The following is a 14,374-nucleotide window of genomic DNA, read 5'->3' on the forward strand; positions in this document are numbered from 1 at the left end:
ATGGGTAAATCGGCTACCGCGACCGGCTTTCAGTTTCGCCGGTCTTGGTTAAAGAGGTCTCAACGAGGGAAACAATGGTAGGCAAAAAGAAGCCTCTCGTGGTCATCACGCGAAAGCTGCCCGACCCGGTCGAGACCCGCATGCGCGAGTTGTTCGATGCAAGGCTGAATGTCGAGGACAGGCCGATGACGCAGCCGGAGCTGGTTGCCGCGGTCAAGGAAGCCGACGTGCTGGTGCCGACCGTGACCGACCAGATCGACGCGGCGCTGATCGCCCAGGCCGGCGACAACCTCAAGCTGATTGCCAATTTCGGCAATGGCGTCGACAAGATCGACGTGGCGGCGGCGGCCAAGAGGGGCATTACGGTCACCAACACGCCCAATGTGCTCACGGAAGATACCGCCGACATGACCATGGCGCTGATGCTGGCGGTGCCACGCCGGCTCGCGGAAGGCGCCAACGTGCTGACCGGAGACAAGAAATGGGCCGGCTGGTCGCCGACCTGGATGCTTGGCCGGCGCATCTGGGGCAAGCGGCTCGGCATTGTCGGCATGGGCCGCATCGGCACGGCCGTTGCCCGGCGGGCCAAGGCCTTCGGCCTTTCCATCCACTATCACAATCGCCATCGCGTGCTGCCGGCGGTCGAGGACGGGCTGGAGGCGACCTATTGGGAAAGCCTCGACCAGATGCTGGCCCGCATGGATATCATCTCGGTCAACTGTCCGTCGACGCCCGCGACCTTTCACCTCTTGTCGGCGCGGCGACTGGCGTTGCTGCAGCCCACGGCCTATGTCGTCAACACCGCGCGCGGCGACATCATCGATGAAGAAGCGCTGGTCAAGCTGATCCAGGACGGCAAGATCGCCGGCGCCGGCCTCGACGTCTACGAGCACGAGCCGGCCCTGAATGGCAAGCTGCTCAAGCTCGCCGCCAAGGGCAAGGTCGTGCTCTTGCCGCATATGGGCTCGGCGACGCTCGAGGGCCGCATCGACATGGGCGAGAAGGTCATCATCAATATCAGGGCCTTCGTTGACGGGCATCGTCCGCCGGACCGCGTACTGCCGCTCAGGACCTGACGGCTCGCCTTCCTTCAAGTGAAAGCCAAGGCTTACGAAATGGTTTTGCGCATGGTGATCGAGGTCGGCCTGGCGTAGCCTTCATGCGCCGTCTGTTCGGTCTCGTGGAAGCCGAGGCAGGCGAAGGCGGCATGGTTCGTGATGAGTTCGATCCGTGTCTGAAGTTCCAGCGCCGCCTTGCCGCGGTCGAGCGCAAGACATTCGACTGCCCGCATCAGTTGCCGGCCAATGCCTTGGCCCTGCCAGTCCGGTGCGACGGCGAGCTTGCCGACATAAAAGTCGTCCTCCCGTTCGAGAGCAAAGACGCAGCCGACGATGCTGCCGTCGTTGAGGGCCACGAAGCCGGCCTCCCGCCGAGCCTTGTCACGCAATGTGTCGACGGTGAGCAAATGGGCCGAGGATGGCGGGTCGATGACGCCGTCCATGGAGGCGAAGGCCTGCATGATCAGGGCAAGCACATCAGCCCAGCGGTCGAAATCGGCGGGGATGCGGGTGATGGAGAAGGGCACGGTCTGCTTCAAGGTCAGCGCCTGGTGTAGCGGATCGTTTCGAAGCGCGCGGCGAGCGCATCGTAGAGCAGCAGCCGGCCGACCAGCGGCTCGCCGATGCCGGTGATCAGCTTGATCGCCTCCATCGCCTGCAGCGTACCGACGACGCCGGTCAGCGCGCCGAGCACCCCGGCCTCGGCGCAGGACGGCACCAGGCCCGGCGGCGGGGCTTCGGGAAAGAGGTCGCGGTAGCTCGGGTTCGGCTTGCCATCCTTGCCGTCCTCGAATGGCTTCAGCACCGTCACCGAACCGTCGAAGCGTCCGACAGCGGCATGCACCAGCGTTTTTCTTTCGCTCGCGCAGGCGTCGGCCACCGTATAGCGGGTTTCGAAATTGTCGGAACCGTCGACGACGATGTCATGGCGTGAGACGAGGGCAGGGGCATTCTCCGCCGTCAGCCGGAATGTGTGCGTCTCGACCGTGGTGTTGGGATTGATGCGGATGATCGCCGCCTTGGCGCTATCGGTTTTCAGCATGCCGACCGTATCGGTGCCATGGATGACCTGACGCTGCAGATTGGAGAGCGACACCGTGTCGTCGTCGACAATGCCGAGCGTGCCGACGCCGGCCGCGGCAAGATATTCGAGCACCGGCGCCCCCAGCCCGCCCGCGCCGATCACCAGGACACGCGCTTGCTTGAGCTTCTGCTGGCCCGCGCCGCCGACCTCGGGCAGCACGATGTGGCGGGCATAACGTTCTATCTCGTCGGCGGTGAGCACAGTGGTCATATCAGGACCATATCGTGGCCGAAAAACCTTGTCAGGTCTTCATGCATGTCGCCCAAAAGTGTCGAGCGGTTTTGGGATGCCGACATGCATGCAACAAGATCATGTCGCCCAAAAGTGTCGAGCGGCTTTGGGGTGCCGACATGCGTGCGACCTAGACGGTTGACCTTACCTTGCCGTGGTCGACCGTCAGGAACTGTGCCCTGCCCTGCAGGCTGGAAAACAGCGCCGCATCGGTTCCCGTCATGAAAGCCTGGCAGTTCAATTCCTCCAGGATCGAGAATAGCGCCGCCCGCCGTCCGCCGTCGAGATGCGCGGCGATCTCGTCAAGCAGCAGGATCGGCGTCATGCCGGACATTTCGCCGGTCAGCCTTGCATGCGACAGGACGATGCCGACCAGCAGTGCCTTCTGCTCACCGGTCGAGCAGAGCTCTGCCGGCATCGCCTTGGGCCGGTGCCGGACAACGAGATCCGAACGGTGCGGCCCCTCGAGCGTGCGCCCGGCGGCGCGGTCGCGGTCGCGGCCCTCCATGAGTGCCCGCCGGAACCGCTCCTCGACATCGACCGCCGGCGCGCTTGCGATCTCGGCCTCCAAATCGCCCGCGAGGCCGATGTCGGCCTGCGGGAACGGTCCCGCGTCGGGCAGCCTGTCGATCATGGCGGCCAGCAGGCGCACTATCTCGGCGCGCGCCGCAGCGATCGCCACCCCGGTTTCGGCCATCTGGGTCTCGATCGCGTCGAACCAGCGGTCGTCGCGCGAGCCTTCGGTCAGCAGACGGTTACGGCCGCGCATCGCCTTCTCGTAGTCGAGGGCGCGCTGGCCGTGGCCAGGGTCGATCGCCAGCACCAGCCGGTCGAGAAAGCGCCGGCGATCCGCCGCCGGTCCGGTGAACAGCGCATCCATGGCGGGCGTCAGCCAAACGACGCGCAGCCATTCCAGCATGTCCTCGGCCGATCGCGCGTTGGCGCCGTTGATCCGCACCCGCCTGCCGCCCTCGCTCTCGCCGCCGGAAATGCCGGTGCCGATCTCGATCTGGCCGCCAGGTCCGTCGAGCCGGGCGTGCAGCGCAAAACCGCCGTCGCCGCCCTCGCGCGCGACATCCGCGTAAGGAGCGCGGCGCAGGCCACGTCCCGGCGTCAGAAAGGAGATGGCTTCGAGAAGGTTGGTCTTGCCGGCGCCGTTGTCGCCAGAAAAGACCACAAGGCCCGGGGCGAGGTCGATCGCCAGCGCCGCATAATTGCGAAAATTTGTAAGTGTAAGCTTACTTATATGGGTTTGTACCGGCAACCGCTATCCGCCTGTAGAAGTCGCCATCATTCTCGCTGCCGGCTGCGGCGGAGCCGCTGACGACAGGTGCCGGCTATACGCGCATCGGCATCAGCACGTAGAGCGCGGTCTCGTCGGCCATGTCGTGGATCAGCGTCGGCGAACCGGCGTCGGCCAGCATGAATTTGGCTTCCGTGCCGGTCAGCTGCGCGGCGACGTCGAGCAGGTATTTGGCGTTGAAGCCGATCTCGATCGGGTCCGCCGAATAGTCGGCGGCCAGTTCCTCGGTGGCGCTGCCGGAATCCGGGTTGTTGACGGCGAGCGTCACCTGGCCTTCGCTGATCGAAAGCTTCACCGCGCGGCCCCGTTCGGAGGAAATGGTCGAGACGCGATCGACCGCGGCGGCAAAGCTCTGGCGGTCGAGGATCAGCTTCTTGTCGTTGCCGGTCGGAATGACGCGCTGATAATCGGGGAAGGTGCCGTCGATCAGCTTCGAGGTCAGGACCACGCTGCCGATGGTGAAGCGGATCTTGGTGTCCGACAGTTCGGTGGTCACGGCGATATCCGGATCGTCGACCAGCTTCTGCAGCTCACTGACCGTCTTGCGCGGAATGATGATCCCCGGCATGCCCTCGGAACCCGCCGGTGCGTCGATCTCGGCACGGGCCAGGCGGTGGCCGTCTGTGGCCACGGAGCGCAGCTTGAGCTTGCCGCCGACCTCATGTGTGTGCAGGTAGATGCCGTTGAGATAGTAGCGCGTCTCTTCGGTGGAAATGGCGAACTGCGTCTTCTCGATCAGCCCCTTCAGGGCGACCGAGTCGAGCCGGAAGATATGCGAGAAGGAGCCGGCCGAAAGCTCCGGGAAGTCGGATTGCGGCAGGCACTGCAGGCGGAAGCTCGAGCGGCCCGACGTCACCGTCATGGCGTTGCCGTCCTCATCCGTCTTCAGCATCACCTCGGCGCCGTCGGAGAGTTTGCGCACGATGTCATAGAGAAGGTGGGCCGGAACCGTCGTCGCCCCGCCGCGCTCCACCTTGGCCGGCGTCGCTTCCGTCACCTCCAGGTCTAGGTCGGTGGCTTTCATTTCGAGGCTGGCGCCCTCGGCGCTGAGCAGCACGTTGGACAGGATCGGTATTGTGTTGCGCCGTTCGACCACGCGGTGGACGTGGTTGAGCGACTTCAGGAGATTTGACCGTTCCAGGATAACACGCATGACGAAACAGGCTCGCTTGAAAGGATGAGCGGGTCTCCGGCTGGCGGCGCCCCGCGAAAGGTCTGAACAGGCTCAGAATCTGCGTAAACTGACAGGAAAAAGCCAGCAAACGCAAGCCCGCGCCACCGGTTCAGGCCGGCTGCACAGGCTTTCTGGGGATAAAGGGCGCGAAGTCCGCCGGCCGATGCGGCGAATCCGGAATCCGGATCGTCTCCCGGCAAGGCCGTGGGCCCATTTCGGGTTCACGGCCGGGCAGGCAAGCCATTGAATTCCAGAACGGTTCCGGCTTGCCTGTCGCGGTACCGGTCAGGCTTGGTCGTTGATCAGGCGCCGCAGCAGTTCTAGTTCCTGTGCCAGCGTGTTGTCGGCGCCAGAAAGGTCTTCGATCTTGCGCACGGCATGCAGCACCGTGGTGTGGTCGCGGCCGCCGAAGCGCCGCCCGATTTCGGGCAAGGAGCGCGGCGTCATCACCTTCGACAGATACATGGCTACCTGCCTGGGCTTGACGATCGTGCGCGTGCGCCGGTTGGACAAAAGTTCCGTCTTCGACACGTTGTAGTGGCGCGCCACGATGCGCTGGATGTCCTCGATGCGAACCCGCTTCGGCTCGCCCGTGCGATAGATGTGGCCGAGGATCTCGTCGATGCGGTCGATGGTGATCTGCGGCTCGAACGACTGGCGAAACAGCAGCTGATTGAACGCACCCTCGAGTTCGCGGCCGCTGCCGGTCACGGTGCGGGCGACGTGATTGAGGATTTCATCGGAAATGTCGAGCGACGCGTCGTCGGTCCTGGCCGTGGCCAGGCGCAGTTTGAGCATGCCGAGGCGCATGGCGAAATCGGGCGCCGACATTTCGAGCGCGACGCCGCCATTGAGGCGCGAACGCACCCGCGGCTCCAGCGATTCCAGCTCCGACGGTGGCCGGTCCGCGGCGACGACGACTTGCTTGGCGCTGTCGAGCAGCATGTTGATCAAGTGGCAGAACTCATGCTGGATCGACTTGCCCTGCAGGAACTGCATGTCGTCGATGATCAGGAGATCGATGTCGCGCAGCTGCTCCTTGAGCGTCAGCGCATTGTTGTCACGGATCGCCGTGGCGAAGCGCCACATGAAATATTCGGCGGTGAGATAGACGACGCGGGACTTGGGATTCTGCTTCAGCGATTCCGCCGCGATGGCCTGCAGGAGGTGCGTCTTGCCGAGCCCGACGGTTGCGTGCAGGAAAAGCGGATTGAAGCGCACCGCGCTCGACTGCGATTCCGCTACGGCCTTGGCGGCCGCGAACGCCACCCGGTTCGACGGTCCTTCGATGAAGGAGCCAAAAGTGTAGCGCGGATCAAGCGGCGACCCCAGCACATTGTGGCGGAACTCGTTCTCGGCCGAAGCGCCCGGCCGCGGCACCGGAGGCCGCTCCACCCTGCCTGGGCTCACGGTGCCGGCGGCCAGCGCTGTCTGCGTCTGCCGCGTCATCTTGCGCGCCGGCGCCAATTCCGGTTCGGCATGGCTGCGCCCCTGGCGGGTGGCCGTGCGGACGACGATCTCGATCTTGAGGACTTCGGGATCCTCCTGCTTCCACAGTTCGGAGATAAGGTCGTGATAATGACCGTTGATCCACGAGCGCAGGAACGCGGTGGGCACCGAGATGCGGACAATGCCCTTGGAAGCCTCCGCGACCTTCATGCGGCCGAACCAGCTCGAATAGACTTCAGCCCCCAGACGCGCCTTCAACTGGGTCTTGACCCGGTCGAACTTCTGTTCCGCGTCGCTGGAGACCACCATCTCGTTTGCTCCGATCAAAGTTCCAGGAAATGGGAGGTCGCCCGTAAGCTCCCTTTCGATGCCGCTCTGCATGATCGAGTTCCTTGCCTTTCTGTACCTGTTTTTCCGCTGGGGATGCGCCTCCTGCATCCTTTGCCAGCGACTGTATCTTCGCTACGAAGCTCCTTGCCGCCGCCGGCAATGAACGTCGCCCATTATCCGGGGAACCGGTGCCGGCCCATGGAAGCCAGTCCGCGTTGGGTATTTCAGGGCAACACAACACCGTCCGGCGAAAGAGCGCCGGCGCGCTGTCTACCTGCCATGTCTAGTTACGCCAGTCCCCTACCGTATCGAAAAAGAGCAAACCAAACCGTCCGCGGACTTGATCCGCGTCGCAAATCCCGCCAATTTAAGCTGGCCCGATTCAGGCTGGGTTAAGGGCTCAGGACCCCGTCCCTTTCGATGGATGGACATTACCGAAATCGCTGTGGATAGGGCAAGGCCACGTCTAACGGATTTTTAAGGAATCTGGTTACCTCGGGCAGGTTCAGGCGCCATGCTGCGGCGGTATGTTTTAACAAAGCCATTGTGATTCAAACCCTTTTCCCGCGAATATGAAAAAGCCGGGCCGGTTTGAAATTTTCTGAAATAATTCGCTTGACAGCCAGTTGTCCTCCCGTCCCCTCGGCGTGCTGTGGACAAGTTGTGGATGACTACCGCTAATTGATTGAAAAATATTGATTATTAATGCTGATCAGGGATTTTGCAGCCTGCACTTTTCAAGCATGTCGACCATCAGTAGGCATGCATGTGCCGGCAAAGCATTTCGAACCCTGGACTCCGTATTGGACGCCATTTCTCAGTATTCTTTTTAAGTACTTGCCGGCAAACGAAAAAACCCGGCACGATCGGCCGGGTTTTAAAGAAGATCAGCCTGGAAAGTCGATTCAGGCCGACAGCACCTTGAGGCGCTGGGCCAGGCGCGACACCTTGCGGGACGCGGTATTCTTGTGGATCACGCCCTTGGTCGCGGCGCGCATCAATTCCGGCTCGGCGGCCTTGAAAGCGGCCTGGGCGGCTGCCTTGTCGCCGGAGGCGAGTGCCTCCTCGACCTGGCGGATATAGGTGCGAACGCGCGACCGGCGGTTCTTGTTGATCGCCGCGCGGCGGGCGATCTTACGCGTTGCCTTTTTGGCCGAGGATGTGTTGGCCATGATGCCTCTCTTCTGATCTGGTCGGCGCACGCGGCATGCCGCAGGGCGCAAAAAACAAACGGGCAGCCACGGGGCCGCCTCGGTTGGTGCGGCTTATAGTTCAGCTTTTCCGGCGCGTCAACGCTGCCCGGCGTTCTTTTTGGCCGGCGTCACAGGGTTTCGGCCCCGGCCGCCGATGCCCTACCGGTTGGTGAAATTCGGCTTCCGCTTTTCGGCGAAGGCCGCCATGCCTTCCTTCTGGTCTTCGAGCGCGAAAAGCGAGTGGAACAGGCGGCGTTCGAACCGCAATCCCTCGGCAAGCGTCGTTTCATAGGCACGGTTGACAGCTTCCTTCGCCATCATCACCGACGGCAGCGAGAAATCAGCGATTTTGGCAGCCGCCTTGACGGCCGCCTCGACAAGCTCGCCCGCGGGCACGACCCGCGATACCAGGCCCGAGCGCTCGGCTTCCGCCGCATCCATCATCCGCCCGGTCAGGCACATGTCCATGGCCTTCGACTTACCGACGAACCGGGTCAATCGTTGCGACCCGCCCATGCCGGGAATGACGCCGAGCGTGATTTCGGGCTGGCCGAATTTGGCCGTATCGGCGGCGATGATGAAATCGCACATCATCGCGAGTTCGCACCCCCCTCCCAGCGCATAGCCGGCCACCGCCGCGATAATTGGCTTTCGCGCCCGCGTGAATTCTTCCCAGCCAGCGAAGAAGTCCTGGCTGTAAGCGTCCACGTAGGAGATCGCCTGCATCTCCTTGATGTCGGCACCGGCGGCAAAGGCCTTGTCGGAGCCGGTAACAACCATGGCGCCGATCCCGGGATCGGCGCTGAAACCGTTTACGGCTGCGACGAGTTCATTGAGGATTTGGGAATTCAGCGCGTTGAGCGCCTGCGGCCGGTTCAGCGTGATCAGCCCGACCTTGCCGCGCGTCTCGGTGATGATCGTCTCATAGGCCATGGCTGCTTCTCCTCGCTCGACCCCGGTCTAACTCAGCTCTGACACGTCCGGCAATAGAAGGTCGAGCGTCCGCTCTGCACGATGCGCTCGACGTGACCGCCGCAGCCGGGCTTGGGGCAAGGCTCTCCCTCGCGGTCGTAAACGGCGAAGGAGTGCTGGAAATAGCCCAGCGACCCGTCGGCGTGCACATAGTCACGCAGCGATGACCCGCCGGCGGCGATGGCGTCTGATATGACCGAGCGGATCGCCCCGGCGAGACGTTCGCTCTGTTCCTTCGCCTTCTTGCCGGGCTTGGCGATGGTGCCCGCCTCGCGCAGGGGCGACAGGCCGGCACGCCACAGCGCCTCCGAGACATAAATATTGCCAAGCCCCGCGATCAGCCTCTGGTCGAGAAGCGCTGCCTTGAGCGGCGATCTGCGGCCTTTCAGCAGCGAGGCGAGCAGCACGCCGTCCAGCGCATTGCCCGTGGGCTCGACGCCCAGTCCGGCCAGCATGGGATGCGTCTCCGGCAGCCCTTCTGAAAACAACATGAAACCGAAGCGGCGCGGGTCGTTGAAGATCACTCGTGACCGAGTGCCGGCGGCCGATTCGACGTGGAAGACGACATGGTCGTGCACCGTGCTTTTCGAGCGTTCGTGGTGGAACACGCCCGGCATCTCGCTGTCGTCGTCGGTCTCGATACGAAAGGAGCCCGACATGCCGAGATGGCAGATCAGCACCGGACCATCCTGCATATGCATGGTCAGGTACTTCGCCCGGCGGCCGAGCGCGGTAATCGTTCGGCCGGTCAGCCGTTCCGAGAATCGTTCGGGAAACGGAAACCGGAGATCCGGCCGCCGCGCCTCGACCTTGGCCAGATGGGCGCCTTCGAGAACCGGCTGCAGGCCGCGCCGGACCGTCTCGACTTCGGGCAATTCAGGCATGGCCGCCAATCGTCGCGTGGAAAGAAGTGCCGTGGGGGCCGCGCGCCAGTCCGAGATGTTCGGCGACGGTCTCGCCGATATCGGCGAAGGTTGCCCTCAGCCCTATGTCGCCGCCTTTTAGATCCGGCCTGGTGCCGATCACGGGAATGCGTTCGCGCGTGTGGTCGGTGCCCCGCCAGGTCGGATCGTTGCCGTGATCGGCCGTCAGGATGAGAAGGTCGCCTTGCCGCAGCCTTGCGAATGCCTCCGGCAGCCGCAGGTCGAAGGCCTCGAGCGCGGCGGCATAGCCGGCGACATCGCGGCGATGGCCGAACTCGGTGTCGAAATCGACGAAATTGGCGAAGACGAGATCGCCGTCGCCGGCGTCATCCATTGCGCCCAGCGCCTTGTCGAACATGGCCATGTTGCCGGCGGCCTTGCGCACTTCCGAAATCCCGCGATGGGCGAAGATGTCGCCGATCTTGCCGACGGCGATGACGCGGCTTCCCCGTGCCGTCAATCTATCGAGCAAGGTCGGCTCCGGCGGTGGCACGGCGTAGTCGTGACGGTTGTAGGTTCGAGCGAAGGTCGTGGTCGTCTCGCCGACGAACGGCCGTGCGATCACGCGGCCGATCCTCAATGGGTCAACCAGTCGGCGCACCACCTGACAAAATTCATAAAGCCGCTCCAGCCCGAAATGAACTTCATGCGCGGCGACCTGCAGGACCGAATCGATCGACGTGTAGCAGATCGGCTTGCCGGTACGGATGTGCTCCTCGCCAAACCGCTCGATAATCTCGGTGCCTGGCGCATGGCAGTTGCCGAGAATGCCAGGCACCTTGCCCTCGCGGATCATCGCCTCGGTCAGATCGGGGGGGAAGGCGGGAACGGTATCCGGGAAATAGCCCCAGTCGAAGCGGACCGGCAGGCCCGCGATCTCCCAGTGACCGGAAGGGGTGTCCTTGCCGCTCGAAACCTCTTGCGCCGCGCCATGGAAGGCATTGGCGAGTACATCCGTTCCGAAATGGGCAAAACCCAGTCCTGTCGCCGTCTCGGCCGCCTTGCCAAGCCCGAGAGATGCCATGTTGGGAACAAACAGCGGGCCCTGACGAAGCCCTTCACGATCCGCGCGGCCTTCCGCGCAAGCTTCGGCGATGTGCGCGAGGGTGTTGGCGCCGGCGTCGCCATAGCGCTCGGCGTCGGCCGCGCCGCCAATGCCGAAGGAATCCAGGACGAAGAGGAAAGCGCGCGCCATCGGATCATTGTTGCCAGTGTGGACGACCAGACATAGGGTTCCACGGCGGCATTGGCAAATCGGAAACCGAACGGCAACGGCTTGGCGCGATAATCCGGTGCATGTCGCCCAACAGTGCGCAGCGGTTTTGGGGGAACGACATGGACAGCAAGAGTGCATGTCGCCCAAAAGTGTGCGGCGGTTTTGGGGTGACGACATGCACCGATACGAGAGATGGCACCGATACAAGAGATGAATGTCGCGGCGCTGCGGGCACGGGTCGTCAATCAAACAGAACGCGGGGCAGTCTTGCCATGAAGGCTGCGCTGAGGACCTGGGCTACCCTCATGGTCGTGCACGGCATGTTGTGGTGCGGGCAGGCGCGGGCCGACTGGCGCGATGATATCGGCACGTTTCGCATCGGCATTGTCGCCGAGCCTAATGGCGGCAACACCGTTCCGGGTCTGGCGCAGTTGACGCAAGCCTTTACCAATGCGTTGGGCATGAAGGTGGAGTTCGTCGTTGCCCGCGACTATGCCTCGCTGATCGAGGCGCAGGCCAATGCCCGGATCGAATACGCCATCTATTCGGCGACCGCCTATGCCACGGCGCAGCAACGCTGCGCATGCGTCGAGCCGCTCGTGGCTCCGGTCGATTCCGACGGTGCGGCGGGCATCCGCTCCGTGTTGCTGACCAGGGATGGCAAGCTGCCTGGCCTGGCTGATATGGAGACCCATCGGATCGCCATGCCGCCGCCTGACAGTGTCGGGGGCTCGCTTTTGCCGCTGGCAGGGCTGGCCGCCGAGCATGTCAAGGTTGCCGAAGATGCACCGTTTCTGATCCAAGCGGATTCAGCGTCGGCGGCGGAAATGATGCTCGTCGACGGTAAGGCCGACGCCATGTTCGGCTGGGTCAGGGCCGCGGCCGATGGCCAACCGCACCTGTCTGGTGGCACGCGGGCAAGGCTCGAGGCGGCCGGCCTTTCGGCATCCGCTCTCCAGGTCGTGTGGACATCGGCCCTGCTGAGATACGGTCCCCACACCGTGCGCAGCGATCTCGACCCGGAAGCCAAACGGCGGCTGACCGCGTTCCTCACCAACCTCAAATCGATGACGCCGGATGTCTACGATCTCCTGGAAACGAAGCACTCTGGTGGTTTTTTGACCGTGGCTCCAAAGGATTATGCGACGGCGGAAGCTATCGTGCGGATGGTCTCGCCCGATGGTGGGCCGCGGTAAAAGCCCCAGCGGTTCAGTGTCTGATGGAATCGCTGAGCCGCTCCAAGCCCTTGTTTTTATGCAATTTCGGACGAAAGGCACATCGCGTGATGTCCCTGGAATTGCTCTAGCAGTCGCTGCAAGGGATCGTCAGGCTTCTGCGGGGGCGCAGATAGTAAGTCTCGCCCATCGATATGCCGTTGGCGAGGGCGGCGGTCAATCCAAGCTTCTGTTGAGTGTCCGCGGTCCAGCTGATGATCGGCTGGTAGCCCAGTGTGCTGTCGACGCGGATCAGGAAGGTACCGGCCACGTTGAGCGTTGTCGGAACCGTTGCGGCCGAGCCTGCTGCGGCGCCGACGCTGTTGACGCCGTTGGCCACCTTGCGTGACCACGCCACCAGCACTTTGGGCGGCGTGTCGGTGGTGACCTGGATTGCGGTGATGGTGATGTTTGGCGTCGAGCGGTTGTAGGGCTGAATGGTCGACGTGCCGATTTGCATGATGGCGTCGAGATCCGCCTTCACGATGGTCGGCTGTTGCGTGACGAGATCGGCCACCATGCTGCCGATACGGCTGACCTTCTTGCTGGTCTCGATAGCCTGCGAAGCCTCCATGGTCATGAAATACAGGATCAGCAGGATAGGCACGATCAGGGCAAACTCGACCGCCGCCACGCCGCGGTGATTGCACCAGAACCCAACCGTCTTGCTCCAGATCCCTGCAGTTTCCAGATGTGCCCCCGCACGCATCATACCATTGCCTTTTTTCTTGTCGGTGCTTCCGAACTCAATTGAACGGCTCGTTCTGCCAGGTCACCGACGCAAAATGCAGCGTCCTGCCGCCACTCAGATTGGCCATCGACTTGGCCATCAGATCGGTCATGACAGGCCATTTGTAGAAGACCCGCAGCATGTTCTTCGATTCCGCCGGCCCCGGGGAGTTCACGAATGTCTGGGAACTGGTGCCTTGCATCAGCACGACATCACCGTTCTGGATCTTGAAGCCCGCCTGGGCCGCGTCGGCGAAAGTCGAATACTGGCGAAGATCGACGAGCAGTTGTTGTGGGCAATCCGTGGAGACGATGATTTCCAGTTTGTTGCAGATCAGGGTCGTCAAATTATTCCCAGCGACATCGGCCGGCCGCAACTGGCCGGTGCGCAGCTGGCGCGCAACGTCGTCGGTGATGTTGGCCATCACCTCCTGCCCGGCGAATGAAATGCAGCTCTCGAGGATGGCGAACACCAGGAGAGCGAAAGGCAATGCAAGCAGCGCGAATTCCAGGGCCGTGCTGCCGCGCCGGTCGCGAACGAAGCGCCTGAAAGGCCGGGCGCGCGCCATCTTGCGTTGATCCGTCGAACCGATTGCCTTGCCCATACCTGTTCCTGCCATCCCTGGACGGTCCCGACAGGGGTACTAATGCAAACCAATTGAGGTCCGGTTTGAATGATCATTAAAGTCGGCGCGGGCGTCTTAACCGGGCGGTAACCCGGCCGCCGGTCTGCCGCGCTGCCTATTTGCTGACGCTCATTTCAGCCTCGGAGGATTTTTCCGCCTCGCTCTTGTAGGAGCTTTCGCAATAGGGCGTGCAAGACATGGTCTGGACCTCGGCACGTCGATAAATGCGGACAGACGAGGCTGCCTGCCGCACGACGGTAACCTGCGCGTCGACGATCGGGCTACCTTCCTGGTCGAGCACGACGAGATTGGTGACGCCGAAACCCTTGCCTGTGAGCACGATCGTGGAGGCGTCCTGGACGGAGGCATCGGCGATTGCCGGGTTGCCGACGACGACCGTGTCGGCGGGGCGCGACAATTTGACGATCTTGGCCTGGTTCATGGTGACCTCGATCCCGGCGCCGGCCCTGGCCGGCGTGATCAAACTCGCGGTCGCAAGGAGCACGGCAATCAGGATTGAAGGTCTCGGCAAGGCCATTATGGCGCTCCACGCAGGCGGACTGTTCAACGGAACATGAACGAGATTGGTGAACCAACGGTTAAGTCGACCGCCGCCGACCGTTGTCGCGGTCGGCATCGCTGCTCGCGTGGCCAGGTCCAGGCGCCGGGCCGCGAGCTTCGCCAAGCCCTTGCCTTCTGCGGCGTTGGCCTGGGAAATGGTGCTTTAGCCGGCGCTTAGTGCGGAGTTAACCACGCACTATGTTCGATCCGGGAAAGGAATCGGTAAGGCTGTTTATTAAGCCGATCGAAAGAGCTTCTCCCTAGATTGGCAGCATCCGATCAACCATCACAGAAGTTGACGGAAGTGCTGT

Annotated in this window: 14 protein-coding genes; 2 read left to right on the forward strand and 12 right to left on the reverse strand. The window is 62.9% G+C overall.

Annotated elements, in window-relative coordinates; genetic code table 11:
* The first annotated feature begins 74 nt into the window (after positions 1-74).
* Positions 75-1,076 carry a 2-hydroxyacid dehydrogenase gene (locus tag FJW03_RS27955; protein ID WP_140607722.1) on the forward strand — a complete coding sequence of 334 codons (1,002 nt, stop codon included), beginning with the start codon at positions 75-77 and terminating at the stop codon, positions 1,074-1,076.
* Between the two features lie 32 nt (positions 1,077-1,108).
* Here the strand turns inward: FJW03_RS27955 and FJW03_RS27960 are convergent, their stop codons facing one another.
* The 9 genes from FJW03_RS27960 to FJW03_RS28000 all read right to left on the reverse strand — a co-directional run bounded on the left by FJW03_RS27960 (position 1,109) and on the right by FJW03_RS28000 (position 10,912).
* Positions 1,109-1,597, reverse strand: coding sequence for a GNAT family N-acetyltransferase (locus FJW03_RS27960; protein ID WP_226890479.1), 489 nt, complete (start codon positions 1,595-1,597; stop codon positions 1,109-1,111).
* Between the two features lie 2 nt (positions 1,598-1,599).
* Complete coding sequence (locus FJW03_RS27965; protein ID WP_140765021.1) at positions 1,600-2,352, reverse strand: molybdopterin-synthase adenylyltransferase MoeB; 753 nt, start codon at positions 2,350-2,352, stop codon at positions 1,600-1,602.
* 151 nt (positions 2,353-2,503) lie between these two features.
* Complete coding sequence (recF, locus tag FJW03_RS27970; protein WP_140765018.1) at positions 2,504-3,637, reverse strand: DNA replication/repair protein RecF; 1,134 nt, start codon at positions 3,635-3,637, stop codon at positions 2,504-2,506.
* Between the two features lie 73 nt (positions 3,638-3,710).
* The gene (dnaN, locus tag FJW03_RS27975) at positions 3,711-4,829 is read right to left on the reverse strand and encodes a DNA polymerase III subunit beta (protein WP_140607718.1); all 1,119 of its coding nucleotides are present in this window, start codon (positions 4,827-4,829) and stop codon (positions 3,711-3,713) included.
* A 306-nt stretch (positions 4,830-5,135) separates the two neighbouring features.
* Positions 5,136-6,680, reverse strand: a complete 1,545-nt coding sequence (dnaA, locus tag FJW03_RS27980; RefSeq protein WP_140607717.1) for a chromosomal replication initiator protein DnaA — start codon at positions 6,678-6,680, stop codon at positions 5,136-5,138.
* 854 nt (positions 6,681-7,534) lie between these two features.
* Positions 7,535-7,801 carry a 30S ribosomal protein S20 gene (gene rpsT, locus FJW03_RS27985; RefSeq protein ID WP_140607716.1) on the reverse strand — a complete coding sequence of 89 codons (267 nt, stop codon included), beginning with the start codon at positions 7,799-7,801 and terminating at the stop codon, positions 7,535-7,537.
* A gap of 180 nt (positions 7,802-7,981) precedes the next feature.
* A complete protein-coding gene (locus FJW03_RS27990; protein WP_140607715.1) occupies positions 7,982-8,755 on the reverse strand; it encodes an enoyl-CoA hydratase in 774 nt (257 codons plus the stop codon).
* Between the two features lie 32 nt (positions 8,756-8,787).
* Entirely contained in the window at positions 8,788-9,678 is an 891-nt protein-coding gene (gene mutM / locus FJW03_RS27995; RefSeq protein WP_140765015.1) for a bifunctional DNA-formamidopyrimidine glycosylase/DNA-(apurinic or apyrimidinic site) lyase, read from the reverse strand.
* Positions 9,671-10,912: a phosphopentomutase gene (locus FJW03_RS28000; protein WP_140765012.1), complete on the reverse strand. Its 1,242-nt coding sequence runs from the start codon at positions 10,910-10,912 to the stop codon at positions 9,671-9,673. Before FJW03_RS28000 ends, mutM begins: the two co-directional genes overlap by 8 nt.
* A 293-nt stretch (positions 10,913-11,205) precedes the next feature.
* Between FJW03_RS28000 and FJW03_RS28005 the strand changes: the two genes are divergently transcribed.
* Positions 11,206-12,129 (forward strand): phosphate/phosphite/phosphonate ABC transporter substrate-binding protein, encoded by a 924-nt coding sequence (locus tag FJW03_RS28005; RefSeq protein WP_140765009.1) that lies wholly within the window; start codon positions 11,206-11,208, stop codon positions 12,127-12,129.
* A gap of 106 nt (positions 12,130-12,235) precedes the next feature.
* Here the strand turns inward: FJW03_RS28005 and FJW03_RS28010 are convergent, their stop codons facing one another.
* The 3 genes from FJW03_RS28010 to FJW03_RS28020 form a co-directional block, all read right to left on the reverse strand.
* Positions 12,236-12,859: a TadE/TadG family type IV pilus assembly protein gene (locus FJW03_RS28010; RefSeq protein WP_140765006.1), complete on the reverse strand. Its 624-nt coding sequence runs from the start codon at positions 12,857-12,859 to the stop codon at positions 12,236-12,238.
* Between the two features lie 34 nt (positions 12,860-12,893).
* Complete coding sequence (locus FJW03_RS28015; RefSeq protein ID WP_140765003.1) at positions 12,894-13,481, reverse strand: TadE/TadG family type IV pilus assembly protein; 588 nt, start codon at positions 13,479-13,481, stop codon at positions 12,894-12,896.
* 136 nt (positions 13,482-13,617) lie between these two features.
* The gene (locus tag FJW03_RS28020) at positions 13,618-14,040 is read right to left on the reverse strand and encodes a pilus assembly protein N-terminal domain-containing protein (RefSeq protein ID WP_140607709.1); all 423 of its coding nucleotides are present in this window, start codon (positions 14,038-14,040) and stop codon (positions 13,618-13,620) included.
* Between the last annotated feature and the right edge of the window lie 334 nt (positions 14,041-14,374).

This window comes from Mesorhizobium sp. B4-1-4 (assembly GCF_006439395.2).
Lineage (GTDB): Bacteria > Pseudomonadota > Alphaproteobacteria > Rhizobiales > Rhizobiaceae > Mesorhizobium.